The sequence below is a fragment of the Embleya scabrispora genome, assembly GCF_002024165.1.
GTDB lineage: Bacteria > Actinomycetota > Actinomycetes > Streptomycetales > Streptomycetaceae > Embleya > Embleya scabrispora_A.
In genome coordinates this window covers 719,792-745,617 of record NZ_MWQN01000003.1, presented here as the reverse complement: position 1 = coordinate 745,617, position 25,826 = coordinate 719,792, and the positions used below count along the sequence as shown (strand labels likewise).

General features: G+C 72.3%; 26 protein-coding genes. 12 read left to right on the top strand and 14 right to left on the bottom strand.

Going from position 1 to position 25,826, the window contains the following annotated elements; genetic code table 11:
- Window positions 1-32: 32 nt before the first annotated feature.
- The 5 genes from B4N89_RS38840 to B4N89_RS38820 are packed head-to-tail and all read left to right on the top strand — an operon-like array spanning window position 33 to window position 7,336.
- Window positions 33-536, top strand: coding sequence for a hypothetical protein (locus tag B4N89_RS38840; protein WP_078981599.1), 504 nt, complete (start codon window positions 33-35; stop codon window positions 534-536).
- Window positions 536-1,927, top strand: a complete 1,392-nt coding sequence (locus B4N89_RS38835; protein WP_078981598.1) for a hypothetical protein — start codon at window positions 536-538, stop codon at window positions 1,925-1,927. The genes B4N89_RS38840 and B4N89_RS38835 overlap by 1 nt, the downstream gene beginning before the upstream one ends.
- Entirely contained in the window at window positions 1,924-3,378 is a 1,455-nt protein-coding gene (locus B4N89_RS38830; RefSeq protein ID WP_078981245.1) for a vWA domain-containing protein, read from the top strand. Before B4N89_RS38835 ends, B4N89_RS38830 begins: the two co-directional genes overlap by 4 nt.
- An 11-nt stretch (window positions 3,379-3,389) precedes the next feature.
- Window positions 3,390-4,502: an ATP-binding protein gene (locus B4N89_RS38825; protein WP_078981244.1), complete on the top strand. Its 1,113-nt coding sequence runs from the start codon at window positions 3,390-3,392 to the stop codon at window positions 4,500-4,502.
- Window positions 4,499-7,336, top strand: a complete 2,838-nt coding sequence (locus B4N89_RS38820) for a DUF5682 family protein (RefSeq protein WP_078981243.1) — start codon at window positions 4,499-4,501, stop codon at window positions 7,334-7,336. Before B4N89_RS38825 ends, B4N89_RS38820 begins: the two co-directional genes overlap by 4 nt.
- A gap of 89 nt (window positions 7,337-7,425) precedes the next feature.
- Here the strand turns inward: B4N89_RS38820 and B4N89_RS38815 are convergent, their stop codons facing one another.
- Entirely contained in the window at window positions 7,426-7,884 is a 459-nt protein-coding gene (locus B4N89_RS38815; RefSeq protein WP_078981242.1) for an SRPBCC family protein, read from the bottom strand.
- A 9-nt stretch (window positions 7,885-7,893) separates the two neighbouring features.
- Window positions 7,894-8,823, bottom strand: a complete 930-nt coding sequence (locus B4N89_RS38810) for a helix-turn-helix domain-containing protein (protein WP_101897487.1) — start codon at window positions 8,821-8,823, stop codon at window positions 7,894-7,896.
- Between the two features lie 126 nt (window positions 8,824-8,949).
- Between B4N89_RS38810 and B4N89_RS38805 the strand changes: the two genes are divergently transcribed.
- Complete coding sequence (locus tag B4N89_RS38805) at window positions 8,950-9,831, top strand: NAD(P)H-binding protein (RefSeq protein WP_078981241.1); 882 nt, start codon at window positions 8,950-8,952, stop codon at window positions 9,829-9,831.
- A 112-nt stretch (window positions 9,832-9,943) separates the two neighbouring features.
- On the top strand, window positions 9,944-10,738 hold the full coding sequence (locus tag B4N89_RS38800; RefSeq protein ID WP_078981240.1) for an SDR family NAD(P)-dependent oxidoreductase: 795 nt from the start codon (window positions 9,944-9,946) through the stop codon (window positions 10,736-10,738).
- A 264-nt stretch (window positions 10,739-11,002) separates the two neighbouring features.
- Here B4N89_RS38800 and B4N89_RS38795 read toward each other — a convergent pair whose 3' ends face one another.
- From B4N89_RS38795 to B4N89_RS38780, 5 genes are all read right to left on the bottom strand, one after another.
- A complete protein-coding gene (locus B4N89_RS38795; protein ID WP_235619212.1) occupies window positions 11,003-11,347 on the bottom strand; it encodes a hypothetical protein in 345 nt (114 codons plus the stop codon).
- Window positions 11,348-11,440: 93 nt separating this feature from the next.
- Window positions 11,441-12,424 (bottom strand): P1 family peptidase, encoded by a 984-nt coding sequence (locus B4N89_RS38790; protein ID WP_078981238.1) that lies wholly within the window; start codon window positions 12,422-12,424, stop codon window positions 11,441-11,443.
- Window positions 12,425-12,590: 166 nt separating this feature from the next.
- Window positions 12,591-12,827, bottom strand: a complete 237-nt coding sequence (locus B4N89_RS38785) for a hypothetical protein (protein ID WP_078981237.1) — start codon at window positions 12,825-12,827, stop codon at window positions 12,591-12,593.
- Entirely contained in the window at window positions 12,809-12,958 is a 150-nt protein-coding gene (locus B4N89_RS50265; RefSeq protein WP_161500962.1) for a hypothetical protein, read from the bottom strand. The genes B4N89_RS38785 and B4N89_RS50265 overlap by 19 nt, the downstream gene beginning before the upstream one ends.
- Window positions 12,959-13,097: 139 nt before the next feature.
- Window positions 13,098-13,766, bottom strand: coding sequence for an O-methyltransferase (locus tag B4N89_RS38780; RefSeq protein WP_078981236.1), 669 nt, complete (start codon window positions 13,764-13,766; stop codon window positions 13,098-13,100).
- A 208-nt stretch (window positions 13,767-13,974) separates the two neighbouring features.
- Between B4N89_RS38780 and B4N89_RS38775 the strand changes: the two genes are divergently transcribed.
- Entirely contained in the window at window positions 13,975-14,322 is a 348-nt protein-coding gene (locus tag B4N89_RS38775; RefSeq protein WP_078981235.1) for a hypothetical protein, read from the top strand.
- A gap of 40 nt (window positions 14,323-14,362) precedes the next feature.
- On the opposite strand, the gene B4N89_RS38770 is transcribed toward B4N89_RS38775, so the two are convergent.
- The gene (locus B4N89_RS38770) at window positions 14,363-15,493 is read right to left on the bottom strand and encodes an FAD-dependent oxidoreductase (protein WP_078981234.1); all 1,131 of its coding nucleotides are present in this window, start codon (window positions 15,491-15,493) and stop codon (window positions 14,363-14,365) included.
- A 145-nt stretch (window positions 15,494-15,638) separates the two neighbouring features.
- Here B4N89_RS38770 and B4N89_RS38765 point away from each other — a divergent pair, with 145 nt between their 5' ends.
- Window positions 15,639-16,241: a TetR/AcrR family transcriptional regulator gene (locus tag B4N89_RS38765; RefSeq protein WP_078981233.1), complete on the top strand. Its 603-nt coding sequence runs from the start codon at window positions 15,639-15,641 to the stop codon at window positions 16,239-16,241.
- 117 nt (window positions 16,242-16,358) lie between these two features.
- On the opposite strand, the gene B4N89_RS38760 is transcribed toward B4N89_RS38765, so the two are convergent.
- Window positions 16,359-16,799, bottom strand: a complete 441-nt coding sequence (locus B4N89_RS38760) for a PPOX class F420-dependent oxidoreductase (protein WP_078981232.1) — start codon at window positions 16,797-16,799, stop codon at window positions 16,359-16,361.
- Between the two features lie 118 nt (window positions 16,800-16,917).
- Window positions 16,918-17,658, bottom strand: coding sequence for an SDR family oxidoreductase (locus B4N89_RS38755; protein WP_078981231.1), 741 nt, complete (start codon window positions 17,656-17,658; stop codon window positions 16,918-16,920).
- A 142-nt stretch (window positions 17,659-17,800) separates the two neighbouring features.
- Between B4N89_RS38755 and B4N89_RS38750 the strand changes: the two genes are divergently transcribed.
- The gene (locus tag B4N89_RS38750; protein ID WP_078981596.1) at window positions 17,801-18,307 is read left to right on the top strand and encodes an RrF2 family transcriptional regulator; all 507 of its coding nucleotides are present in this window, start codon (window positions 17,801-17,803) and stop codon (window positions 18,305-18,307) included.
- Between the two features lie 25 nt (window positions 18,308-18,332).
- Here the strand turns inward: B4N89_RS38750 and B4N89_RS38745 are convergent, their stop codons facing one another.
- Both B4N89_RS38745 and B4N89_RS50260 read right to left on the bottom strand, forming a co-directional pair.
- Window positions 18,333-19,904 (bottom strand): ABC transporter substrate-binding protein, encoded by a 1,572-nt coding sequence (locus tag B4N89_RS38745; protein ID WP_201261114.1) that lies wholly within the window; start codon window positions 19,902-19,904, stop codon window positions 18,333-18,335.
- Window positions 19,901-20,047: a hypothetical protein gene (locus B4N89_RS50260; protein ID WP_161500961.1), complete on the bottom strand. Its 147-nt coding sequence runs from the start codon at window positions 20,045-20,047 to the stop codon at window positions 19,901-19,903. Before B4N89_RS50260 ends, B4N89_RS38745 begins: the two co-directional genes overlap by 4 nt.
- A gap of 411 nt (window positions 20,048-20,458) precedes the next feature.
- Here B4N89_RS50260 and B4N89_RS38740 point away from each other — a divergent pair, with 411 nt between their 5' ends.
- Window positions 20,459-20,971, top strand: coding sequence for a DUF6328 family protein (locus B4N89_RS38740; protein ID WP_078981229.1), 513 nt, complete (start codon window positions 20,459-20,461; stop codon window positions 20,969-20,971).
- A gap of 72 nt (window positions 20,972-21,043) precedes the next feature.
- On the opposite strand, the gene B4N89_RS38735 is transcribed toward B4N89_RS38740, so the two are convergent.
- Complete coding sequence (locus B4N89_RS38735) at window positions 21,044-22,285, bottom strand: MFS transporter (protein ID WP_078981228.1); 1,242 nt, start codon at window positions 22,283-22,285, stop codon at window positions 21,044-21,046.
- 299 nt (window positions 22,286-22,584) lie between these two features.
- Here B4N89_RS38735 and B4N89_RS38730 point away from each other — a divergent pair, with 299 nt between their 5' ends.
- On the top strand, window positions 22,585-24,021 hold the full coding sequence (locus B4N89_RS38730) for an MFS transporter (RefSeq protein ID WP_078981227.1): 1,437 nt from the start codon (window positions 22,585-22,587) through the stop codon (window positions 24,019-24,021).
- 21 nt (window positions 24,022-24,042) lie between these two features.
- Here B4N89_RS38730 and B4N89_RS38725 read toward each other — a convergent pair whose 3' ends face one another.
- Window positions 24,043-25,824, bottom strand: a complete 1,782-nt coding sequence (locus B4N89_RS38725; RefSeq protein WP_078981226.1) for a glycoside hydrolase family 3 protein — start codon at window positions 25,822-25,824, stop codon at window positions 24,043-24,045.
- Window positions 25,825-25,826: the final 2 nt, after the last annotated feature.

Genomic DNA, 25,826 nt, shown 5'->3' with positions numbered 1-25,826 from the left:
GGAATCCCCCTCGGCGCAAAGGAGATGGTGTGTTGTCGGCATGGGAGGAGTCGAGCGTGGCGCGGGTGTTGCCACCCGCTCGGCCGCGCAAACTCGCCAAGGTGCCGTTCGTCGAACTGGCCGACGGGCGCCTTCAGGGTGTGGTGTCCAGCGGTTCGGACATCGGGCGGGTCTACGTGTCCTCGGTCGCCGCCGGGGACTTCGCGTTCACGTGCAGTACCAACAACAACCGCCCCTGCGGCGGCGCGCACGGCAGGTTCTGCAAGCACATCGAAACCCTGATCGGCGAGGCGGTGCTGCAATACGGCGCCGAACGTGTCGCCCGCTACCTGCGGGTCGAGATCGTGGACGGGCAATCCGAGGCGTGGCACATCACCAGGACCATGAGCACAACCCGCCCGCCGCAGGGGGACAAGACGGCCGCCGCCCCCGTGTTCAGCAGGTTCCTGCGCCACTTGGCCTACCTCGAACTCGTCCCCACCACCGCGCCGCTGCCGGAGATGCAGTGGTTCCCGCCGACGCGGGCGGTGGCCTGATGCGCGCCGACCTGCTCGTCGAACCCGTCGACGGGCTCGACGAAGTCCTGGCCGTGGTGGACGCCTTCGACCGCACCCTCGTCGGCGGCCTGCTGCGCCCCCACCCCACCCAGGCCGGCGCCCTGGCCGAACTGGCCGCCGCCGTCGCCGGTACACCCCTGGCCGGCCGCGTCGCGGAGGCGGCCGAGAAGGCGGCGGCCGGCACCGCGAGCGAGGACCACCTCGTCGCCCTCGCCGCCGCCCGTACCGCACTCCTGGGCGCCGCCCACGACGCGCTCGTCGCCCGCGCCGACGAGGCGATCGGGCGCGGGCGCGGCGAGGAAGCGCAAGCGGTCCCGGCGGGGGAGGGGGAGTCCGTCCCGAATCTGCTCGTCGCCGCCCGCACCTGGCTCGCCGACCTGGCCCGCGCCGGGTGGCAGGGCATCGACCACGACCTGATCGCCGACTCCGCGCCGGTCGTCTTCGCGATGTTGCCCGACCCGACACTGCGCCGCCTCGCCACGCTGCTCGACGGGTTCTCCGCCGAACTGGCCGCGTCCTGCCCGGGGGCGACTCTGGAGCGCATACCGCTGCGCCGCTGGGCCGACCTGTGGTCGCGCGCCCTGCTGTCGACCCGGCCGCGGGTCGACGCCGGACCGGCGATCGGCACGGCCACCGGGCGACTGCTGCCGCTGGGCGTCGACGTCCACGAGCACCCGACCGCCGCACAGGCCCAGATACACGCGGTCTTCGAACCCGCCGACGGGAGCCCCTCGCGCCTGGTCCGGGCGAGCGTGTCGGTACCCAAGCCGGACACGGTCGTCGGGGTCGGCGTCTGGCAACTCCTGCGCCCCCACCTGTCGTTGCTCACCGCCGCGGGCGAGGGCCGGGCGATGGATCTGACCGACATGCCGATCACCGCCGAGGGCGACCTGATCTGGGACGACGCTCGCGCGCGCACCGGCGAGCCGGCCGACGCCTTCGCCACCGCCCGGGTCGCGCTGCCCACCGCCGTCGCGGCACCGACCGCGCCGCTGGACCGGCACCCGACGCGGATCGCGATCCCGGTGTTCCTGGAGGGGTACGCCCTCGCCGAGGACGGAGCACCGGCGCTGATCCTCGCCGGACACCGCTTCCCCCTCGACGTGGACCGTATACCGGCCGCCGGCCCGCTCACGCCCGAGGCGGTCGCCGGCTCGACCGCGTGCATCGGGCTGCTGCGCTGGGACGCCGGGGCGTTCCGGGTCCAGCCGCTGGCCGTCGAGACCACCGTCAAGAAGAAGACCGTCGCGCTGCACGCCGGCGCCTGGGCCGGGGGCACCACCGACAAGCTCGGCGTCAAGGCCGAGAAGGCCGCCACCGAAGCCGTCGCCGCACTGCGCGAGCGGGCCGGAAAGCTGCTGCGGAAATGACCGATTCCACAGCCGAGGGCATCGAACCCACCACCGAGGGCACCGAACCGGCCGCCCGCCCTGCGGCGTCGGCCGACGACCCGAACGAGAACCGCCGCCAAGTGCTGTATTGGCGACTGCTCGCCCGACTCTTCGATTCCGAGGAGCAGGCCGCCCTGGAATCGGCCTCCGTGGCCGTCGTCGAGGACATCGGCCTGCCCGCCGAACTGCTCGACCCGCGCGCCTCGGTCGACTCGATCGTGCAGCGACACCCGGACCTGGCCGCCGAGTTCGACGGCCTGATGGTGCCCGACGCGGACGAGGGCGGCCGCGATCGAGCCGCCGAGGTGCGCCGCGCCGCGATGGTGTCCAAGGTGCTGCTCAACGTCCTTGCCACCGGCTCCGGCACGGTCAGCGCCGGGCAGTTGGCCGGCTGGCAGTCCGACGCCGGTTGGCTGGAGCGCGCCTTGGGCTGCAAGCCGGGGCAGTTGCGGGGCGGACGCGGCGGCGGTGCGGGCGCGGGCGTCTCCCCGACCGGCACCGGCGGCGCCGGCGGCACGCCCGACCTCGGCACCCTGATCCCCGAGATCGGCCCCGAACTCGCCGCCATCGAAGCCGATCTGGTCAAGCGTATGCGGTTGCGCGAAGTCCTCGCCGACCCGGCGCTCGCCGCCCGGCTGACCCCCAGCATGTCGCTGATCGAGCAACTGCTGCGAGATAAGGACAACCTCTCCGGCGTCGCCCTGGCCAACGCCAAGGCGTTGATCCGCCGCTTCGTCGACGAGGTCGCCGAAGTCCTGCGCACCCAGGTGGCCAAGGCCTCCGTCGGCACCCTGGACCGGTCGCTCCCGCCCAAGCGGGTGTACCGCAACCTGGACCTGGACCGCACCATCTGGAAGAACCTCACCAACTGGAGCCCGGAGGAGGAACGGCTCTACGTCGACCGCCTCTTCTACCGCCACACCGTCCGCAAGACCACACCCTCGCGGCTGATCGTGGTCGTCGACCAGTCCGGTTCGATGGTCGACTCGATGGTGAACTGCACCATCCTGGCCTCCATCTTCGCCGGGCTGCCGAAGGTGGACGTGCACCTGATCGCCTACGACACCCAGGCGCTCGACCTCACGCCATGGGTGCACGACCCCTTCGAGACGCTGCTGCGCACCAACCTCGGCGGCGGAACCGACGGGACGGTCGCGATGGCGCTGGCCCAACCCAAGATTGCCGAACCGCGCAACACCGTCGTGGTGTGGATCTCCGACTTCTACGAATGGCACACCGACCCCCTCTTCGAGAGCATGGCCGCCATTCATCGCTCGGGGGCCAAGTTCATTCCCGTGGGCTCGGTGACCAGCTCCGGCCGGGCCAGTGTCAACCCCTGGTTCCGGGAGCGGTTCAAGGACCTCGGCACGCCGGTGCTCTCCGGCCACATCCGCAAGCTCGTGCACGAACTCAAGACGTTCCTCGGCTAGAAAGGCCTCTCATGTCCGACCTGTTGCGCGCCCCCGCCGAACTCAAGTACGCCGAGGAACTGGACTGGCTGGAGTCGATCGACACCGGCCCCAAGCCCTTCACCTGGCGCTTGTCCCCGAAGATGATCCGCCTGTTCGTGCTCGGCTCCGAGCGCTCCGACGGCCTCGACCGCGAGATCGCGCAGAAGTGGTTCGGCGACCGCGGCATCGTCGAGCGCGCCATCGTCACCCTCGCCTCCGACCGCGGCCTGCTGCTGATCGGCGACCCCGGCACCGGCAAGAGCTGGCTGGCCGAACTCCTCGCCGCCGCGATCTGCCGCGACTCCACCCTGGTCGTGCAGGGCACCGCCGGCACCACCGAGGACCACATCAAGTATTCGTGGAACGTGTCCATGGTCATCGCCAAGGGCCAGTCGCGCGAATCGATGATCCCCTCGCCGATCATGACCGCGATGGAGGCCGGCGCCATCGGCCGCTTCGAGGAACTGACCCGCTCCACCAGCGACGTCCAGGACGCGCTCATCTCCATCCTGTCCGAGAAGTACGTCTCCGTGCCCGAACTCGACGACGACGCCATCGTCTTCGCCAAGCCGGGCTTCTCGATCATCGCCACCGCCAATAGCCGCGACCGGGGCGTCAACGACCTGTCCTCCGCGCTCAAACGCCGCTTCAACTTCGTCCGCATCCCGGTGGTGACGAACAAGAAGAGCGAGGCGGAGATCGTGCGCTTCCGCACGGAGGAACTGCTGCGCCGCCACGAGATCGAACTCGAGGTGCCGCCGAACCTGCTCGACGTGCTCCTGCAGAGCTTCGCCGACCTGCGCGCCGCCGCGGCCGCCGCCCGCAGCGACGACGAGAAGCTGGAGTCGTCGCTGTCCACCGCCGAGCAGATCGGTGTGCTCGAAGACGCCATCCTGCACGGCAACTTCTTCGGCGAGCGGGCGCTGACCGCACACACCCTCGCCGCCTCGCTGGTCGGCTCACTGGCCCGCCGCGAGCCGGAGGACCTGGCCATCATCAACAAGTACCTGCACGGCGTGGTCGAGCCGCGCGGCAAGGAGGAGGGCGGCGCGTGGCCGGAGTTCCTGGAGGGCGGCCGCTCGGCGATCGCGAGCCTGTCGTGAGCGGCCCGCCCGAGGGCGCCTTCGACGCCCTGCGCAGTCAACTCCGCGAAGCCGCCGCCACGTTCGCCGACGGACCCGACGCCTTGGGCGAGATCCTGCTCGGCATCGTCGACGACGTCGACCGCGCCGTGCGCGAACCCCTGGAGATCTTCCCCGTCTGCCATCACTCGCCCGCCTCCGCCACCGCCATGGCCCGCAGGCTGCGGGAGAAGCAGCCGAAGGTGGTCTACCTCGAACTGTGCGAGGACATGGCGCCGTTGCTTCCCGAACTGCGCAATTGCACGCTGCCGGTGGCCGTCCAGTCCTTCGCCGCCGAGATCGACGGGTTCCCGCTCGACTGGGCGCCGTTGTCCGTGATCGCGCCGATCACCGAGGCGTCGGCCGAATACCAGGCGATCGCCTACACGTTGGACACCCCCGGTACCGAACTGGTCCTGGTCGACCGCTCCTCGGACCACGTGTTCCAGTGGGAGCCGCGCGCGGGCGAGGGGGCCGCGCCCGCCACGCCCGCCGACCCGGACGCGCCGCCGGCCGAGGAGGAGAGCGCGCTGCACGGCGACTCCGTCGGCCTGGAGATCGGCGACCTGCGCCCGCGCTTCGCCGAACTGGAGGAACACCTGCTGCGCCAGGGCCGGGTCCGGCACTGGTCGGAGTGGTGGCACCAGTACGTCGAACTGCCGCTCGGCGACTGCGACCACGACACCTACCGGCAGGTCATGCTGCTGATCGGCAGCCTGTTCCGCCGGCTGGCCCCGGGCGACGCGCGCCGGGTGCGGGTGGACGAGGACCGCGAGCGCTACATGTGGACCCGGATGCGCGAGCACCTGGCCGCGAGCGGCACCGACCCCGCCGACTGCCTCTACGTCTGCGGCGCGTTCCACGCGGCCTCCCGGGTCGAGGAGTTCGGCGTGCACGGTGCCGACACCTTCGAGATAAGCCCGCGTACCGCGACCACTTGGCTGCACGGGCTGATCCCCTCCAGCCACGCCGCGATCGAGGCGCAGTTCGGCCTCGCGGCCGGCTCGGTGACGATCGCCGCCTCGGTATGGGCGAAGAACCTCACCCGCGGCGGGGTGAAACCCTTCCGGCTCACCGGGCAGGCAGGGGCGAGGAAGAAGAGCACGAAGCCCGCGAAACGCGCCGCGTCGGCGATCGTCCCGGCCGGCGGCGCGCAGGGCCCGTCCGCGTCGCCCGTCCCGTCCGCCGACAAGCTGTCCGGGTTCCTGCGTCGTGCACCGGTCCTCGACCGGTTGGACGAGGAGGAACTGCTCGGCTGGTCCGTGGACATCGTGCGCGCCGCACGCCGCAACGGCTACCTGGCCTCGACCGCCGACGCGATCGCCGTGTTCGAGACGTCGATTCTGCTGGCCGGGCTGCGCGACCGGGCCAAGCCCACGCCGTACGACTTCCAGGACGCGGCGATCACCTGCATCGAGAAGGACCGGGTGCCCGGCCGGCGCGACGTACGCCGGCTCGTCGAGATCATGATGGGCGGCGACCGGATCGGCCGGGTCGGCTACGACGCGCTGCCGCCGCTGGCCCGCGACGTGCACGACCGGCTCGCGCCCCTGGGCCTGAGACTGGAACAGCGCGGGGTGCGGCGGGCGTTGCTCGACATCGCCGGGCAGCCCGAACTGGAGCGATGCTCCGACGTGTTGTGGATGCTGCGCTACCTGATGCCGCCGGGCGCGGCCCGTCCGATCATGGGCGAGCGGCGGCTCGGCGAACGCTCCATCCAGGAGTCGTGGGACCTGGCCCTGGGCACCCACCAGCGGGCGCTGATCGAACTCGGCTACGAGGGCGTCAGCATCGAACAGGTACTGGAACAGCGGCTGCGGCGCGCGGCATACGGGCCGAACGCGACCACCGCGAACGTGTTGGCGGCGGTCGAGGACGCCACGCTGTACCTGCGCAGCCGCCGACTCGCCGACGAACTGGGCACGCGGGCACTGGAGGTGCTGGCCACCGAGCGCAGCGTCGACGGCGCGCCGGAGGTGCTGCGCCGGGTGCGCCGGTTGCTGGCGTACTACCGGACCGGCGAATCGGTGTTGCCGTCGTGGATCGAGTCGTTCGTCAAGACCGGATACGCGCACTACTGCACGCTGTTGCCGACGGCGTTCGCCGACGAGGACGCGACGCTGCGGCAGGTCGCCGCGACGCTGGGGTTCCTGTTCGGCATGGAGAGCCTGGCGCTGTCCCTGGGCTGCGACCGAACCCAGCTGGAGCTGGCGGTCGCCCAGTCCCACCCGGAGGAGCCGTCGAAGGTGGCGCTGCTGTGGGCGGGACAGGTCCACCTCGGCCGGCTGCCCCGGATGGAACTGCGGGCGCGCTGCGACGAGTTGCTGGGTAATCCGCTGGTACTGCCGGCCTACCCGCGCTACCTGAGCGGGTTGGTGTACGCGTTGGAGCCGGTGCCGGCGCTGACCGACTTCGTGGTGGAGGCGGTGTCCAACGCCTTCGCCCGCTTGCCGGACTCGGTCCTGTTGCCGTGGTTGCCGACCCTGATCGGTACGCTGCGCGCCGGCGGCGCCGAGTTCGCGCCGCTGCTGATCCGCGAGGCCGGGCGGATCTTTCCGGGCCGGCTGGCCGCGCTGGACGAGTGGGTGCCGCCGTGGCGGGCCCAACCGGCCGCGGCATCGGTGTCCCGGGTCCCGGGCGGGGCACGTGGCCTGTCCCTGCTCGTCGCGCATCCGCACACGTGTGACGTGGTGGCGCGGTTGCTGGGCTGCGAGGACACGTGGGAACAGGGCGCGGGAGAGGAGCCGCGGGGTGCGGCCCTGCTCGGCCGGTATCCGGCGACGGCGGAGGCGGTCGAGGCGCTGTTGGCCGGCTGAGCCGACGGCCGGTCGGCCGGGGACCGGTACGAACGACCACGGCCGGGTGGGGGACGGTTCGTCACCGTCCGCACCCGGCCGTGTCGGGTTCAGGAGCCGCTTCCGGGCCGGTTCTCGGCACTGTCGGCGTAGCCGGCCAGGCCGTCGGCCATCCGTTGCATGAAGCGGGTCAGATACCACCGCCAGAACGGACCGGAGAGCGGCAACTTCGGCTCGAAGATCGCCGACCAGGTGATGTCGGTGCCGCCCGCGGGCGCCGGAATGAGGTCGACGGTTCCGCGGAAGGACCGGAACAGGCCGCCTTCGTTCGTGTAGCGGAAGTGCCGGTCGGCGACCAGGTGGACGATGCGTTCCCGGGCGGCCCCCCGGCCGGTCCGGAAGACCCGGACGTCGCCGACCTGCTGTGGGGCCGCGGGATCGCCGTCGCCCTCGACGGCGGCGGAATCGATCGGCGACCACTGCGGCCAGGTGGCGGCCCGGAGGAGGACCGCGAAGACCGCGTCGGGGCTCGCGGGGGAATGGGAGGTCACGAGGTAGGTGTAAGGCACGTCGTCACGCTAGGACGGCGCCGGCGGCCCGGGCCATGCGCCGGATTGCCCTCCCTTCGCGGAAATCTTGCGGTACTGCGACGGGCGCACCCCGACCTGCGCCAGGAAGGCCGAGGACAGGCTGCCGGGCCCGGCGAAGCCGCAGCGCTCGGCGACGCACGCGATGGTGAGGTCGGTGCCGTCGAGCAGCCGCCGTGCGTGTTCGATCCGCAACCGGGTGAGGAACGCGTGCGGGGTCTCGCCGGTGGTGCGGCGGAAGACCCGGATGAAGTGGTAGACGCTCAGATGTACTTCGGCGGCGAGATCGGCCACCGTGAGGGGATGGGCCAGGCGCTCGCGCATGATGGCGACGGCCCGCCGGACCGCCGAGGGTTCGCGGCCGGGGACCCGCTGCTCCCGGCCCCGGGCCAGCAGGTGGGTCACCAGGACCGTCGCGGCCGATTCCGCGTAGACGTCGGTCGCGCCCGCGACGGTCGGCAGAGCGCGTACGACCTGTTCGACGAGGGTGTCACCCGCGGCCAGCCCGCCGGCCATGGCCTCGAAGTCCGGTTCGGGCCCGCCCAGTTCGGCGGCCACCCGGATCACGGTCGCGCGTGGCACGTGTACCTGTACGGTCCGCATCGGCGGTGTCGCACGGTAGCTGCGCACGGTGGCCTGGCCCGGGAGCATCAACTCCAGGCGGCCCGGCATCCAGCGTCGGCGGGTGGGCTTTCCGCCGGCGCGGATCCGCATGTCCGCCGCACCGCTCGTGTAGAGCACGAGATGCAGATCGGCGACTCCCGGCAACGGGAAATCCTCCGCCTCCCGCGCGTGCGTGAAGCTCTGTACCAGCAGCGAGCGCCAGCCGGCGTCCTGCCAACTACAGAACGTGCGGCGCACGACGCCGTCCATGTCGACGTCGGTATACGGCGCAAGGTCGAAATCGGACGAGTCGAACACCGCACGATTCTCGCATCCCCCGACGCGTCGCCGAAGGTGTCCGACCCGTCGGGTCGGGCAGAGGAGAGGTTCAGGCCGCCTCCGGGCCTGCCGGGTTCACGTCGCATCGCCGGACGAGAGGGCATCATGCAGATCGCTGTCACCACCCCGACCGGGAACGTCGGCCGGCACGTCGTCGCCATGCTGGTCCGCGCCGGGCTCCGGCCGCGTGTCCTGCTGCGCGATCCCGGCCGACTGGCGCCCGAGCTGCGCGACCACGTGGACGCGGTACGGGTCGACCAGTTCGAGGCCGACACGGTGGTGGCCGCCACCGAGGGCGTCGACGCGCTGTTCTGGGTGGATCCGACCACCGGCGGCGAGGACCCCCTGGCCGACTATGCCCACGCCACGGACAGTGTGGTCCACGCCGTCACCGACAACCGGATCGGCCGGGTCGTCTTCCAGAGCAGCGTGGGCGCCGAGAAACGGCACGGCGCCGGTGAGATCGACGGCCTCGCGCACACCGAGGCCGCGCTGGACCGGATCGACGTCGACGTTACCCATCTGCGCTGCGGCTACTTCTTCACCAACCTCGAACTGCAACTCGACGCCCTGCGTGCGGGCACCCTCGAGGTGATCCTGCCGCTCGACCAACCCATGGCCTGGGTGGCGCCCCGCGACATCGCCGAGGTCGCGGTCACCCGGCTGCTGTCTCCCGACTGGTCCGGGCACCGCGTACGCGCCGTGCACGGTCCGGCCGACCTCACCTGGCGGCAGGTCGGCGACATCCTCACCGCCGCCACGGGTCGGCGGATCGGCGTCGAACGGATCCCCGACGACGCCATGCGCGACCGGCTCCTCGGGGCCGGGATGACCGACGGGCTGGTGGAGGCGGTGCTCGGGATGTCGATCGGCCTTCGGGAGGACTTCGTGCCGGAACAGCCCCGCACCGTCGAGACCACCACCACGACCACGCTCGCCGCCTGGGCCTACGACCACCTCCGGCACCGGATCACCGACGCGTCGTAGCCGACATGGTCGATCGACACCCGGCCGGACCGGACGCGGCGCGTGTCCACGGGCCGGGCGGGATGATCTACTGGGCCCGGCAGAGGAGTTGTTCGGACGAAGGGTTCGCGTCGTGTTGATCGATCTCACCGGGAGGACCGCTCTGGTCACCGGTTCCACGCAGGGCATCGGGGCCGCGATCGCGAAGGGCCTTGCCGGAGCGGGAGCGGAGGTCGCCGTCAACGGACGGACGCCGGAATCGGTCGCGGCAGCCTTGGAACGGCTGCGCAAGGACGTACCGGAGGGTGAATTCCGGGCCGCGCCCGGGGACATCGCCGAGGACGAGGGAGCGGCGAGGGTGTTGTCCGCCGTCCCGTCGGTCGACATCCTGATCAACAACCTCGGCATCTTCGGGACCCGGCCGGCGTTGGAGATCGACGACGCCGAATGGCGGCGCTACTTCGAGGTCAACGTGCTCACCGCCGTCCGGATGACCCGCGCCTACCTGCCCGGGATGCGGACGCGCGGCTGGGGACGGATCCAGAACATCGCGAGCGACTCGGCGATCGCCACCCCGGGGGAGATGATCCAGTACGGCATGTCCAAGACGGCGCTGTTGGCGGTCTCGCGCGGCTTCGCCAAGGAGGCGGCCGGGAGCGGTGTCACGGTCAACTCGGTGATCGCCGGCCCCACGCACACCGGCGGAGTCGAGGACTTCGTCTACGAGCTGGTGGATCCCGCCCTGCCGTGGGACCGGGCGCAACGCGAGTTCATGCGGCTGCACCGCCCTCAGTCGCTGATTCAGCGGCTGATCGAACCCGAGGAAATCGCCAACATGGTGGTCTACTTGAGCTCCCCGTTCGCCTCGGCAACCACGGGCGGCGCCCTCCGCGTGGACGGCGGCTACGTCGACGCGATCACCCCCTGAGCCCGATCGACCGGTGCGCGGAGCGGGCGCGGGACGCGGGATGTCGTCCCGCATGGAGGCGGGCCGAAGATCCGGGGAGCGGGCCCCAACTGCCCGCTCCCCGGGGGCCAAAGGTCGGGCCCTACCCGACATCGACCTTCGGCGACCGCGAGAACCGGAATTCGATCCGGATCCGGCTCTCGGAGGGTATGACGTTGCGCGATCCGCGAGTGTGACGGGTCCGGGGAAAACTTCCGTTCGTGTTCCGTCGGAGGCGATCGACGCCTACCCGGTTCCCTCCCGGAGTTCGCGGCGGCGGCGCAACAGGGTGCGGCGGTGGGCGCGGGCGCGGTACAGGGGGCCGGCGGACGCGGCGACCGCCGTGGTCGCGGCGAGCGCGATCCAGCCGCCCACCACCCGGTCGTGGCCGTACAGCGGTCGGCGGGCGGTCAGCGCCCACGTGCCGAACGCGGCCGAGGCCGGGCCCACCACGATCGGCGCGGCGATCACGATGCGGGTGCGGGTCGGCAGGGCGCCCGTTTCGGTCGCCCGGAGCAGCGCGACGAACGCCGCGCCGCAACCGCCGGCCGGCCCCACCCCGAGGCCGCGCAGGCGCGAGCGCGGCCTCACCTCACCACACCGAGCGGCTCCCACCGCTCTCGCCGGGTAAGTCGGGTCCCGGCCCGGAAAGGTTTACGGGGCCGGCGGGGGGATTCGGCGGGATCAGGTCCGGATGAGGTGGCGGGGGAGGGCGTGGGCCTTGCGGCCCGTGGGGGTGGTGATGGTGCGGGCGGCGAGCAGGGCGTCGATCACGGCTTCCTCGACGCAGTCCATGGCGGCGGTGAACAGGGTTTCCAGGTGGGCCTGTTCGAGGTCCGTCCGGTGGTTTCGGGAGGCGGTGGAGAAGGCCAGGCCGTAGTCTCCGTTGCCGCGGCCGAGCGTGGCGCCGACGCGGCGGAGGGCGAATACGCCGCGGGCCGCGATGCGGGACAACTGCCGGGCGGTGCACGGGACGTCGACGGCCAGTACGACCACGCAGGAGCTGTGCGGGGCGGCCGGACCGGCGCTCGCCAAGCCCAGGCCGACCGGCGTCACCGATCGCCCGAGCAGGCGCAACTCCCCGTCCATGTCGGCCTGGACGAGCGCGCCCACGGTCGCCGCCCGGGCACCGAGCGACACCCGGCGCGACGCCGACCCGATGCCGGCCTTGAAGCCGAGGGCACACGCTCCCGCACCGCCGCCGACGCTGCCCAGTTCGACCGGCCCGTCGTGCGCGCTCGTCAGCGCGGCCGAGACGTGCTCCCGGGTGAGCGGCCGCCGAACCACCGGAGCCGGCCACGCGTCGTCGATCCCGCCGACCACCGGCGCGTCCGGGTGATCCGCGACCCGGCTCGGCGTGGAGGTGAGCAGAATCGGCGTCGCCAACTCGGCCCGCTCCACCATCTGGGTGACCCCGACCGACTTCCCGTGACCGCTGCCCAGGTACAGCCCCGCCGGCAACGACCGGGCCTCCCGCATCGCCGTCGGCACGATCGCGGTCACCCCGGAGCACACCCCCTCGGCCTCGTCCACGAGCGTCGTGTGCCCCACGAGCACGCCCGACACGTCGGTGATGGTGTTGTGCGGACCCGTCGCGAACCGCCCGACCCGATGCCCCGCGTCCCGGAACCGCAGCGCGCGCACCGGGTCTCGCTCTGCCTCGTTCACGGTCGACCCGGCCTTTCTCGGGGGAGCAACAACCCCGATTCTCACCGGCTCCCGGTCGTCGATCTCCGTCGTGGGGTCCCAATTTCGCCACGCCGTTTGGGGTCTTCCGCCAAAAAAGGACGCTCGGCGCCCGGGTGCGGACGGTGCGTGACGACGGCGGGATCGGTCAGCAGGCGCAGCGCGAGCGCGGCCTCGGAGCCGGCGGGGGGCTGTAGATCATCATGGTCGGGTCGGGGTCGTCCGGAGCGCGCATGGCCACGTAGTCGAGCGCGAGTTCGCCCAGTCGCGGATGCACGAACCGTTTGCGTCCACGAGTCTTGGCCCGGACGTGGTGGTCCGCCCACAGCCGGCGGAAGTCCCGGCTGGAGGCGGTGAGTTCGTCGATCAGGTTCCGCTCGGCCACCGGGATCGCGGGAATTCGGCGACCAGGGCACGGGCCGGTTCGTTCCAGGCCGGGATGTCCAGCCGGCGTCCGATGGGGTACGCGAGGGCGAGCGTGAGCGCCTCCAGGGCCTGGCGCAGCTCGGGCCCCACCTGTTGGCGATCGACGCGCGGCCCCGCTCGGTCAGGGCGACCAGGACCGCGCGTTTGGTACGAGGCGCACGCGCAGGTGTGGCACGCGTCGGCGCGGTGGGTGGCCCCGTCGAAGCCGCCCGCCGCGCCGACGGGGTGCTCAGCCCGTGATCACGGCGAGCGCGAACCCGTCCCACCCCTTGTCGCCGACCGTCTGCACGGCGGTGGCGTCCAGGCGGGGATCCTTGGCGAGCAGTTCGAGGGTCGTACGCACACCCTGGGCGCGCACACCGCCCGCCGCCGGGTCGAGAACGTCGCCGCCCAGCACGACGTTGTCCAGGACGATCACCGCGCCGACCCGGGCCAGCCGCAGGGACCACTCCAGGTAGTGCGGGTAGTTGTCCTTGTCGGCGTCGATGAACACCAGGTCGAACGGCCCGCCGTCCTCCGCCTCCAGGACCGGCAGCGTTTCCAGGGCCGGCCCGACCCGGACCTCGACCCGATCGACCAGACCCGCCCGCGCGATGTTGGCCCGGGCCACCTCGGCGTGGTGCGGCGCGTATTCGAGCGTGACCAGGCGGCCGTCCTCGGGCAGCGCCCGTGCGAGATGGATGGTGCTGTACCCGCCGAGCGTGCCGATCTCCAGGATGCGCCGAGCCCCCCGGATCCGGGCCAGGAGGTGCAGAAGCCGGCCCTGGTGCGCGGTGACCGCGATCGGCGGCAGACCCGCCGCGTCGCTCTCCCGCTGCGCGGCCCGCAACGCCTCGTCGTCGGCGCCGAGCAGATCGGTGAAGTATCCGTCCACGGCGCTCCATTGCTGCTGTGACACGAAGCAATTCCTCTCCTCGACCAAGCACGGAACCCCCGTCGCCCTCCGACGATGCCGGCCCGGTCCCACCCGGCACAGCCCCGGGCCCGCCGTCCGATATGCGATCGCAGAAGTTGGAAGGTGTCACGAACCTTCTTGACTCTATGATCTCATGAGCGTTATAACTTCTAACGAACGGCAAACCTGCTAAGCCAACGAGGGGAACGTCATGTCAGCCACCTCCGTCTCGCCCGCCACCACCGACCGGCGCGTGCCGCGGGCGGTCACCGTCTCCGCCTGGCTGGTCCCCGTCATGGTCCTGGCCCAATTCGCCCTGATCGCCGTCGTCCCGGTCGCCATCGCCCTGATCGGCGCCCTCACCCGCGTCGGCGACCGGTCGGTGCGCGCTGCGGCGGCGCTCGTGGCGGTGGCCTTCGCCGTCCCGCTCACGGTCTGGCTGGTGCGCCCCGACGGCGCCCAGAGCCTGTCCAAGGACATCCACCCCGTATTCGTGGCGCTGCTCGTCGCCGCGTCCGCAGCCCTCGTCACCGCCATCCACCGCCCCCGTCGACGCTGACCCCGCGCGGCGGGTGGCGCCGGCCCGCCGGGTCGCCCGTTCAGGGCCGGCCGTCGTCGGATTCCTCGGCGGACAGCAGGTCCGCCGTGGCGCCGTCGAGGGCCTCGGCCAGCTCGGTGGAGCGCGGGAGCATGGTCTTCTCGTACATCCCGACCGCGTCCGCGACGGTGGCGGCACTCGCGAGGGCGAGGGCGAGTTCGGTGGCGTCGAGCATCGCGAGGTTGACGCCGACGCCCAGCGGGGGCATCAGGTGCGCGGCGTCGCCGAGCAGGGTCACCGTCGGGTGGTGCGCCCAGGCGTGCGGGACAGGGAGCGCGAACAGCGGCCGGTCCACGTAGCGCCCGTCGTTGTCGGTGAGCATCCGGCGCAGGCTCGGCGACCAGCCGGCGTACTCGTCGAGGAGCAGCGCGCGGATGCCCTCGGTGTCCTCGATGGTGTGCCCGCTCGCGGCGATCCAGTCGACCGGGACCCGTCGGATGAGGTAGACGCGGATGTGGTCGCCGCTGTTGCGCTGGGCGAACATGCCGCGCTCGCCGTCGGCCGCCGCGGCGCTGCCCCGGCCGACCAGAGCGGCGATCTCCGGATGCCGCCGCTCGACGTCGGAGAAGTGGGCCTCCAGGAAGCCCGTCCCGGTGTAGGCGGGCACGGCGGGGGACACCGCCGGGCGCACTCGCGAGAAGGCGCCGTCGGCCCCGATGACCAGATCGGCCTCGACGGTCGTCCCGTCCGCGAAGCGCAACAGCCGGGGCCCGTCGGCGGGTCCGTCGATCGTGTCGAGCGCGTGGCCCCAGCGCACGGTGCCCGGGTGCAGGGACTCCAGGAGCAGTGCGCGCAGGTGGCCGCGGTCGATCTCCGGCTTGAAGAGTTCGTCGGCGGCCGGGACGTGATGGAAGGTGATCCGGCCGCTCGGGTCCAGCCTGCGCATCTCCTGGCCCTCGGGACGGGCCCGGGCGAAGAACTCGTCGAGCAGACCGGCCTCGCGCAGCGCGATCTGGCCGTTGTCGGCGTGCAGATCCAGGCTGCCGCCCTGGTCGCGCGCGTCGGGGCCCGGGTCGCGGTCGTGGACGGTCACCGCGATGCCGTGCCGCTGGAGGATGCGCGCGCAGGTCAGCCCGCCGGGTCCGGCGCCGATGACGCTGATCCGGGCGTGAGCGGGTGCGGGGGAGGTCATGGTGGTTCCCTTCGATGGCGGAGAGGGCTCGTCGGCCGAGCCGAGGCGGGGGAACTTCACCCGCTGCCCTCACGAAAGCAAACTAAGTTCAAAAGTGCAATGAGTCAACTTAGTCATCGATACAACCATCGGATACACTCAACCCATGACCGTCCCCCCTGCCGGCCGCCGTGAACGCAAAAAGGCGGCCACCCGGCGAACGATCGCCGACGCCGCACTGGAACTGTTCCTGGAGCACGGCTACGACCGGGTGAGCATCCGGGACATCGCCGACGCGGCCGACGTGTCCACGACCACGGTGTTCAAGCACTTCAGCGGCAAGGAGGCGCTGGTGTTCGACCAGGAGGAGGATCGGGAGGCGAACCTGGTCGCCGCGGTGCGGGGGCGGCCCGCCGGCCGCGACATCCTCGACGCGCTCCGGCGGCACGTGCGGGAGAACTTCCTCGCGGTCGCGACACATCCGCAGGCCGCCGGGTTCAGTCACCTCGTGGACTCCACGCCGGCGCTGCGCGCCTACGCGGAACGTATGTGGACCCGGCACACCGACGCCCTCGGCGCGGCCATCGCCGACGAACTCGGCGTGGACCACGACGACATCGCGTGTCGGGCACTGGCCCGGTTCGTGTTGGAGATCCCGACCCTGGCGCGCGGCCGGCAAGATCCCGCGGCCACCGTCGATACGGTCTTCGACATCCTCGCCCACGGCTGGCCGCCGCCGGGCAACCTGCGTGCTCCCCAGCGGAGTTAGCCCTCCGGAGCGCGCACGGGCGGCGGTGCGCGCGGGGCTCCCACACCTCGGCGGCCCCTGTCCCGAACGGAGGAGACAGGGGCCGCGCCCGGGCGTGCCGGCCCGGGAACGGGTCGGCTACTCCGTCACGTTCCGGCTGCCGCCCGCCTGGTCGTTGTCCTTGAGCGTGCCCCAGCCGTGCCAGCGGTCGATCCGGATCCAGGCGCTGACCCGGGCCCGTTCCCGCTGCGGGTAGGGCTGCCCGCCGTAGTGCCGGGACAACCGGTCGATGTCGGCCAGGTCCTTGTCGTCGCGGATGTCCTCGACGGTGCCGACGATGCTCAGGTGCGTGTACCAGTTGCCCTCGTCGAGCACGGTGAGCGAGACGCGGGGGTCGTTGCGGAGATGGTCGAGCCGCTTCCGGCCCTCGTCCAGGTTGATCAGGATGCGGCCGTCGTCCCATAGGTACCAGGTCGCGGTGGAGACGGGTTGGCCGTCGGGCCGGAGCGTGGTCATCACGGCGGGGTTGGGCTTTTGCAGCATCGTGATGGCCTGTTCGGGCAGCGGCGGCTTCGACATGAGTCCTCCTCGTCGCGGGTCCGGCCGCGGTGGGATGCGCGGCGACGTCGCCGCACCGGACCGCACCGAAACACTACCTCCGACCCGGTTCCCGGCCGGGCGCGCCGGGGCGCGTCGCCTACGCGTCCTCGCGGAGCCAGTCGCGGTAGCGCGTGGCCGCGAGACGGGCGTCGGGTCCGGGCACGAGCACGTCGCCGGGGACGGCCGCGAACATGCCGGCCGAGGCGTCGGTGACCACCGTACGGGCGTCCTGCCGGGCGGCCAGGGTGACCCGGCCCAGCTCGTCCAGGGTGAAGCGGTCCGGGCCGGCGATCTCGCGGATGCCCCGCAGCGGGGCGCCGACGGCGACGTCGACGATCGCGGCCACGACGTCCGCGGCGGCGATCGGCTGTACGGGGGTGGCCGGCAGTCGTACCGTCTCGTCGTCGGAGGACCAGGACATGACCGCGTCGACGAACTCGAAGAACTGGGTGGCGCGCACGATCGAGTACGGCGTGGGGCCCTCGCGGAGCAGTTCCTCCTGGAGGGTCTTGGCCCGGTAGTACACCAGCTCCGGCACGCGGTCGACGCCGACGATCGACAGGATCACCTGGTGCCGCACACCGGCCTTCGCGCCCGCGTCGAGCAGGTTGGTCATGGTCGTGCGGAAGAAGTCGGGCGACTTGTCGTCGAACGTCGGCGAGTTCGTCAGGTTGACCACGACCTCGGCGCCCTCCAGGGCCTCGGCCAGGCCGGCGCCGGTGATCAGGTCGACACCGGTGGACGGCGCCGCCGGCACGGCGTCGTGCCCGAGTTCGGTCAGTTGCCGGACCACCTGCGAGCCGATCAGTCCGGTACCGCCGACGATTGTGAGCCTCACGGTTGCCACCTTTCACCGAGCACGCACGGGCGCGCGTCGGGGCACGGGGGAGCACGGGGAGCGCACCCCAAACTCGGATACGTCTTGTCCGCGATAATACTCGGATACTCTTCATCCGAGTCAACCGGAGAGGATGCGGGGCATGAAGTTGTCGGGCGGGGTGGAGTCGGCGCTGCACTGCTGCGTGGTGCTCACCACGACCACCGAGCCGGTACCCGCCGCGCGGCTCGCCGAACTGCACGGCGTCTCCGGCAGCTATCTCGCCAAACAGCTCCAGGCGCTCTCCCGCGCCGGGCTCGTCGGCTCCGTGCAGGGCAAATGCGGCGGGTACGTGCTGACCAGGAGCGCCGAACGGATCACCGTCCTGGACGTGGTCACCGCCGTGGACGGTGCCGAGCCCGCCTTCGTCTGCACCGAGATCCGCACCCGGGGCCCGCTGGCGATGCCGCCCGAGGCCTGCACCCGGCCCTGCGCGATCGCGCGGGCGATGGCCGAGGCCGACGCGGCCTGGCGCGCGGTCCTCGGCTCGATCACCATCGCGGATCTGGCCGAAGGTGTCGACGAGGACTTCGGCCCCGCCGCCCTGGCCGGCATCCGCACCTGGCTGCACGCCCCCCAGACCGCCGCCGGGCCACCGTCCGCCGACTGAGAATCCGCCGCGCCCGCGCGAGCGGTCAGCGCGCGTCGGCGCGGCGCAGCGTCGTGGGCAGGAAACCCCCGCCGTCGACCTCGAACGCGTAGCCCCGGGTGAAGTAGGGGACGTTGCTGTCCATGAAGGTGATCACATCGATCCGCTTCATCAACTCCTCCTCCGCCGCGGTCCATTCGGCGCAGCCCGAGGTGTCCGGCTTGGCCATCGCGAGCGCCGTCAGGCGCTGGTACTCCGGGTTCTGCACGGAACCGAAGTTGAGCCCCTCGGGCGGCTTGGTCCCGGAGAAGAACGGGAGCATCTGGTCGGGCGTGCTCAGCGACAGCGGCGCCCACGCCACATCCCACTGGCCGGCCATCAGCGTGGACACCTTCGTCGCGGGGGTGGTCGGTCGTGGGTCGACCTTCACGCCGAACGACTTCCACTGCTTGACCGCCAACTCGGCCGCCGCGACGACCTGGGTGCCCGACAGGCCCGGGTAGGGCACCGCGATGGACAGTTGCCGGCCGTCCTTGGTCCAGTACCCACCGGACTTGCGCCACCCCGCCGTGCGCAACAGCTCGGCGGCGCCGTCCACATCGTGGGTCGGGAGGTTGGCGGTGACCGAGTCGGTCGGACAGGGCGGGGACATCGCGGTACCCAGCCGGGTCGGCCGCACCCCCTTGCCGCCGGTGGCGACCGCGCCGAGCTGCCGGAGGTCGATGGCCGTGACCAGGGCCCGGCGCACTCGCGGATCGGCGGTGACCCGGTTCGGGTCCTCGTTGAACAACAACTGGCCGAGCGGGTCCTGCATGGCCGTGGACTTGATCCCCGCCGCGGTCAGCCGGGACCGGTCGGGGCCGACCACCGTGGTGACGTCCAACTGGCCGCCCAGGAGCAGATTGGTCCGGGTGGACTCGTTGCCGATCACCTTGAACACCACCCGGTCCGGGGTGCGGGCGTTGTCCACGCCGTCCGGCCCCCAGGTGTAACCCGGCCGCTTGGTGAAGGTGAAGTGGTCGCCCGGTACCGCCTCGGTCAGCCGGTAGGGCCCGGTGCCGTCCGAGGCGTGGTCCAGTTTGCCCTGCGCGCGCAGGCCGGAGGGGCACACCAGTTGCAGCGTCGCGGCGTTGCGCAGCAGGAACGGCGTGGGCTCGGGGGTCTTCAGGGTCAGGGTGCCGGCCGCGTCGTCGGCGGAGGCGGTGAGGCCGGTGGGCACGATCATGCCGAGCATGGGCGACGCGTTGCTCGGTTCGGCGATGTACGCGTACTGCGCCGCGATCGCCGACGGGGTCAACGGCGTACCGTCGTCGCACGTCACGCCGCGCTTGAGGGTGAAGCTCGCGGTGGTGGCGTCGGTCGTCCACGTCTCGGCGACACCGGAGACGACGCGCCCGTCGGGCTGGATGTTGACCAGCCCGTCGTAGGAGAAGCGGTTCAGCATGAACGCGCTCGCGTTCAACGCGGTGAGCGGATTCAGGCCACCGGGGTCGGCGACGACCCCGACGGTCATCGTGTCGCCGTCGCCGGCGTCGCCACCGCCGGCACTGCCGCCGCACCCGGCGGCGAACAGGCCCAGGACGAGGGTCCCCACGACGCCTCGCGAGACGCGTCTCATCGCGCGCCTTCCGGAAAACACTCGGCCATCGGGAAGGACGCGGCGCCGGTGCGCCCGGTGTCGCGCACCGCACCCGACTCGGCGACCGGCGCCCATCGGCGGCCTGTGGGCGGTGTACCCGGCAGTTCGGATCGTTCCGTCACGGGAAACCTCCTCGGAGTGCGGCCTGCGCCGCTGCGGACGATCACGGTAGGCAGTGGCCGGAAACCGAGGGATCGTCGCCGCGCACGAAGAACGATCCCCGATCCTGTGCGAACCACCGACGCCGCGGCCGGCCGCCTCCGGGATTCTCGACACGACGCCGGAACGTTCCGCTCCGCCGTCGGTCGCGCCCGACCCGAGCGCCACGCCGCGCTCCCGGTCCGCTCCGGCCACCCCCGAGCCGGTGCGCGGTCGATCCCGGCGACTGATTCGCCGCCACGACACGGGAGTTGCCGACCGGCTCGGGTCCGACGCGTCGCGCGCGGCGCGATCGGCCGGCCGGACCCGTGTGCCTTCGCGATGGTCGGGGAAGTCGTCCCCCCACACAAACGCGAACCGACGAAGGGGACACCATGCGCGAGCAGGACGGTCGGAGCGAGAGCGCGGACGAGCGGGCCGACCGGCGGTGGAACGAACTGCTCCAGGAGGTCCGGGTCGTCCAGACCGGGGCGCAGGTGTTGTTCGGCTTCCTGTTGAGCGTCGTGTTCACGCCCAAGTTCGGCACCCTGGGCGACTTCGACAACGGCCTGTACGTGGCCGCCGTGGTGCTGGGCGCGGCGTCGATGGGGGTCCTGGTGTCCGTGGTCTCGGTGCATCGCGCCGTCGCGGGACTGGGCCGCAAGCCCGGCCTCGTCCGCGTGGCCAACCGTCTTGTCCCGCTCGGGGTGGGGCTGTTGGCCTGCACCATCGGCTGTTCGTTGCTGCTGCTGTTGCGGGTGGCCACCGGCCCGGTCACCGCGGCGGTGCTCACGTCGGGGGCCGCGATCTGGTTCCTCGGATGGTGGCTCGTCCTGCCCTTGGTGCTGCGCCTGCGCGACGCCGGATCGCAAGAAGCGGGCGAGCCGGCAAAGGGTCGCGGGGCCTGACCGGCCGGCCCGCGGCCGGCCCCACGGCGCCCGGCTTCGGCTCCGGCTTCGGCTCCGGCTCGAAAAGGGGGATCACACCCCGACGGGGGCGGCGGCGCGCAGTGCCGCCTCGACCCGGCGGTTGTCGGTCATGGACGCCGTGACGGCCGTCATCGCCAGGAGGAGGCCGGCGGCGGCGTACAGCGGGGCGCGGACGTCGTAGGTGGTGGCGAGCCACCCACCGAGGAAGGCGCCGAAGGGGGCGGCACACATGCCCAGCATGCGGGAGGTCGAGGCCACCCGGCCCATGAGATGGGCGGGCACGATGGCCTGTCGGAGCGAGGGGCCGAGCACCATCGTGGCGCCCACGCCCGCTCCGCAGCCGGCGAGCGCCAGGCCGGCGAGGTACGGGTTCGGCGCGGCGGCCAGGCCCAGGACGGCAAGCCCCTCGACGGCGGCCGTGCAGGTCAGCGCGGTACCGGTGCCGAGTCGTCGGCCGAGATACGAGGCGAGGCCCGCGCCGAGCAGGCCGCCGGCGGCCTCCGCCGTCAAAAGCAGGCCGAAGCCGTAGGCGTCCATGCCGAGGCGGTCGTGTGCGAACAGGGCGAGCACGGTCTCCACCGCGACGAAGGCGATGTTCCCGATCGCCGGGCGGAGCGCGAGCCCGAGCAGCAATCGGTCCCGGAAGACGTACGAGGCCCCGGCGCGCGCCTGCCGCAGCAGCGACTCGCGGGCCTCCGGCTCGGGCCGGGGCATGGCGGGCAGCGTCCGTACGAGCAGCGCGGACAGCAGGAACGACACCGCGTCGGCGAGCAGCGGAACCGCCCGCCCGAGCGCGAGCAGCGCACTGCCCGCGGGCGGCCCCACGAAGCCGGACGCGGCGATCTGGGTGCCGCGCAGACGGGAGTTGGCGCGCTCCAGGAGCGCGCAGTCGCGGCGGAGCAGATCCGGCAAGTAGGCCGTGGCGGCCGTGTCGAAGAAGAGTCCGCCCAGGCCGAGCAGGAAGGCGACGGTCGCGAGCAGCGGAATGCTCAGCACGTCGAGCACGGCCGCCGCCGCGGGTATCACGAGCAGCGCCGCACGCGCCGTGTCCGCGACCCACATCGTGCGGCGGCGGTCCCAGCGGTCCACCAGCGCGCCGCCGAGCACCCCGAAGAGCAGCCATGGCAGCGTGCCCGCGCCCGTGACGACGGCCAGCGCCATCGGATCCCGCGTCAACGTCAACGCGAGGAGCGGCAGCGCGGCATGTGACACCCCGTCACCGAGCGAGGACACCGTCTGCGCGGTCCACAACCGGCCGAATCCGGTCGGCAACTTCCCTCCGTTCGAGGTCACTTGGTGTACTCCTCGGCCCGCTCGCGCGCTGCGGGGCGGGACGGCTGGAAGATCATCCGTAGGCATGCGAGTAATGGTCAACGTTTCTTGACCATTGGGCAAGGGGTTTTCGCCCGCACTTTCGGGATCGGTCCATCCCGCCGCGCGGCGCGGTGCGACGTCCGTCACGTGTGCCGGCGTTCCGAGGGAGTTCGTGACAGAACTGATCTGACGGGTCGTCAGGTCAGCTGGCGGCCCCCGGATCCCGGAGTCGCCGCGTGCCGACCGCAGTACCCTCATCCGGCCTTCGTTCCCGTCTGATGGTGCCGACCCTGGCCTTCGGCGGCGTCCTGATGGCGCTCATGCAGACGGTGATCGTGCCGCTGCTGCCCGCACTGCCCGGCGACACCGGGTCCTCGCCGGGCACGGTGAGTTGGATGCTGACCGCGACGCTGCTCTCCGGCGCGGTGCTCAACCCGGTCCTCGGGCGGGCCGGCGACATGTACGGCAGACGCCGCATCCTGGTCGCCGCGCTCGTGGGAATGACCGTGGGTTCGGCACTGTGCGCGCTGACCACCGACATCGGCGTCCTGATCACCGCGCGGGCGCTCCAGGGGACCGCCGCCGCGGTGGTGCCGCTGGCCACCGGCATCCTGCGCGAGGAACTGCCGCCGCACCGGGTCGGTTCGGCGGTCGCGCTGATGAGTTCGACGGTGGGCATCGGGGCGGCGGCCGGGCTGCCGCTGGCGTCGATCGTGGTGCGGCACGCGGACTGGCACGTGTTGTTCTGGGTGACCACCGGCCTGGGCGCGCTGGGTGCGGGGCTCTCGTGGTGGGTACTGCCGCGCTCGTCGGCCCGCACACCGGGTCGGTTCGACGTGGTCGGCGCGCTGCTGCTGACCACGGGACTGGTGGGCGTACTGCTCGCGGTGTCCAAGGGCGGCGACTGGGGGTGGACGAGCCCGGCGGTGCTCGGCGTCGGGGCGGGCGGCGTACTCGTCCTGCCGCTGTGGGGCCGGCATCAGCTGCGGTCGCGCGAGCCGCTGGTGGACCTGCGCCTGGCGGCCCGCCGTACCGTGCTGCTGCCGCATCTGGCGGCGCTGGTGACCGGATTCGCCTTCTACGCCAACTGGCTGGCCACCGTGCAACTGGTCCAGGCGCCCGAGGGCACCGGATACGGCTTGGGCGCGTCCGCGCTGGTGGCGAGCCTGTGCCTGCTGCCCGGCGGGGTGGCGATGGTGGTGATGTCGCCGGTGTCGGCCCGGTTGTCCGCCGCACGCGGGGCGCGCCTGACGCTGGTGGCCGGGGCGCTGGGAATTGCCGGCGCCTACGTGGTGCGGGTGTTCACCAGTGAGCAGATGTGGACGATCACGGCCGGGGCGACGATGTGTTCGATCGGGACCGGGCTGGTGTACTCGGCGCTGCCGACCCTGGTGATCCAGGCGGTGCCGGCGGCGCAGACGGCGGCGGCGACCGGCCTGAACGTGCTGATGCGCACCATCGGCCAGGCCCTGTGCAGCACGGTGGTCGCCGTCGTGCTGACCACGGTGACCACGACGGTGCCGGCGGACCCGGGAGACGCGACGGGCGGCACCTACGCCTCGCTCGACGCGTACCGCATCGTCTTCGCCCTCGCCGCCGCCGCGGCCCTCGCGGCGGCACTGACCGCGGCGGCCATCCCGCGCACCGCGACACCGCCCTCCGCCGGGCCCGGGACGCGCGAGGCCGCCCGCCGCGCGTCCCGAACCCTGTCTTGACCGCCGCGGCGTGCCGGCCCGTCAGCGTGTCGTGTGCGGGTGGCCGCAGCGGAACAGCGGGTCGCGGGTGTCGAAGGGCACGTCCTCGCGCGAGTCGCGCACGGCCTCCATCGACGACGGCAGGTCGAACGGCAGCGTGCCGGGCGTCGGGGCCCGGCCGAAGGCCGCGTCCAGGACCAGGTCGTCGTCGGCGCCGAAGTCGGCGAGCAGGGCGGCGGCGCACTCGGCGAGCGGGGTGAGGATCGCGGCGCGGTCCAGGAAGACGCCGACGGTGGTCGGCACGGTCGCGCACAGTGCGCGCAGGCGTTCGGCCTCGGCGGCGGGGAAGTCGAGCGATCCGGCGTGGAAGTGGCGTTCCAGCAGGCCCTCGCGGGCCTCGTACGGGGCGTCGATCCGGACCACCGCCAGATCCGCGTCCTCGACCCGCTCGACCACCGTGCCGTAGCGGGCGGCGACTTCGGGGTCGATGTTCTCCACGTACAGCCGGCGCCCAGGCGTGTCCGCGAACGGCTCCCCGGTGAGCCGGACCAGGGAGCGCCGCTGCACCCGGCGGCCGAGTTCGACGCGCGCGGGATGGCCGACCACCCGCTCGGCGGCCTCGGGGTCGACGTACGGGTCGTCGAACAGGCCGAGGCGGAACTTGTCGCGCAGGATGCGCCGGGCCGACGCGTCGATCCGCGCCTCGTCGACGGCGCCGGAGCGTACCGCGTCGACGATCAGGTCGGATCGGGTCTCCCCGCCGAACTGGTCCACGCCCGCGTGCAGCATCAGCACCGCCTGCTCGGCGACGGTGAGGTGTTCGACGCCCCAGTTGCGCGGCGGCAGCGCGACGAGGCCGGGGATCTCCATGCCGGTGAGTACGTTGAAGTCGCTGCACACCACGCCGTCGAAGCCGTACCGCTCGCGCAGCAGCCCGGTCAGCACGTCGCGGTTGAACGAGGAGCCGACCTCGGCGAGCGCGGTGCCCGTCGGGATCGAGTAGCACGTCATGACCTGCGCGGTGCCGACCTCGAAGGCGGCCTCGAAGGGCTTCAGGTGGTAGTCGAGGTTGCCGCCCGGATAGACGGCGCGGGTGCCGTAGGCGAAGTGCGGGTCCTCGCCGCCCTCCTGCGGCCCGCCGCCGGGGAAGTGTTTGGTCATGCAGGCCACACTGTCCCGGCCCCATCGCTCGCCCTGCATGCCCCGGATGTAGGCGGCCAGGATGCGTCCGGCCCGGTCGGCGTCCTCGCCGAAGGTGCCGCTCGTGCGCGGCTTGCGGGGCTCGGTGGCGAGGTCGGCCATCGGGTGGATCGCGACCCGCACACCCACCGCGCGCAGTTCGGCCGCGATCGCGGCGGCGTACTCCTCGACGAGCGCGGGATCGTCGGTGGCCGCGAGGCCGATCGGTTCGGGCCCTCGGCTGAACGCGCCGCCGGTGAACGCGGTGGCCGGGTTCTCGGTGAAGCCGTGGCGCGGGTCGGAGGCGAGCGTGACGGGGATGCCCAGGCGGGTCGCGGCGGCCAGGTCCTGCACGTGGTTGTTCCACCGGGCCGTCTCGACCGGCGAGGGCATGGCGGTCAACCCGAAGGTGTTGACACCGCGTTCGCCGATCAGCTCGGCCCCGGTGGGGACCCGGGCGCCGTTGCCGGGGATCATCCGGCCGCAACACATCAGCCCGGCCTTCTCCTCCAGCGTCATCCGCCCCAGCAGGTCGGCGACCCGCTCGTCGATCGGGAGCCGGGGGTCCTCGTAGGGCTCCATGGTCCCGTTGTGGTTGAGGTCGCGGAAGGGGGTGCCGTCGTGGTGGCGCAGAGTCCGGAGCATGG

What these genes read in the sequence shown, in the direction of transcription:
- B4N89_RS38835 (WP_078981598.1), top strand. Translation starts at nt 536, where the DNA reads ATGCGCGCCGACCTGCTCGTCGAACCCGTCGACGGGCTCGACGAAGTC.
- B4N89_RS38830 (WP_078981245.1), top strand. Translation starts at nt 1,924, where the DNA reads ATGACCGATTCCACAGCCGAGGGCATCGAACCCACCACCGAGGGCACC.
- B4N89_RS38825 (WP_078981244.1), top strand. Translation starts at nt 3,390, where the DNA reads ATGTCCGACCTGTTGCGCGCCCCCGCCGAACTCAAGTACGCCGAGGAA.
- B4N89_RS38805 (WP_078981241.1), top strand. Translation starts at nt 8,950, where the DNA reads ATGCAGATCGCTGTCACCACCCCGACCGGGAACGTCGGCCGGCACGTC.
- B4N89_RS38775 (WP_078981235.1), top strand. Translation starts at nt 13,975, where the DNA reads ATGTCAGCCACCTCCGTCTCGCCCGCCACCACCGACCGGCGCGTGCCG.
- B4N89_RS38770 (WP_078981234.1), bottom strand. Translation starts at nt 15,493, where the DNA reads ATGACCTCCCCCGCACCCGCTCACGCCCGGATCAGCGTCATCGGCGCC.
- B4N89_RS38765 (WP_078981233.1), top strand. Translation starts at nt 15,639, where the DNA reads ATGACCGTCCCCCCTGCCGGCCGCCGTGAACGCAAAAAGGCGGCCACC.
- B4N89_RS38760 (WP_078981232.1), bottom strand. Translation starts at nt 16,799, where the DNA reads ATGTCGAAGCCGCCGCTGCCCGAACAGGCCATCACGATGCTGCAAAAG.
- B4N89_RS38750 (WP_078981596.1), top strand. Translation starts at nt 17,801, where the DNA reads ATGAAGTTGTCGGGCGGGGTGGAGTCGGCGCTGCACTGCTGCGTGGTG.
- B4N89_RS38745 (WP_201261114.1), bottom strand. Translation starts at nt 19,904, where the DNA reads ATGAGACGCGTCTCGCGAGGCGTCGTGGGGACCCTCGTCCTGGGCCTG.
- B4N89_RS38740 (WP_078981229.1), top strand. Translation starts at nt 20,459, where the DNA reads ATGCGCGAGCAGGACGGTCGGAGCGAGAGCGCGGACGAGCGGGCCGAC.
- B4N89_RS38730 (WP_078981227.1), top strand. Translation starts at nt 22,585, where the DNA reads ATGGTGCCGACCCTGGCCTTCGGCGGCGTCCTGATGGCGCTCATGCAG.
- B4N89_RS38725 (WP_078981226.1), bottom strand. Translation starts at nt 25,824, where the DNA reads ATGCTCCGGACTCTGCGCCACCACGACGGCACCCCCTTCCGCGACCTC.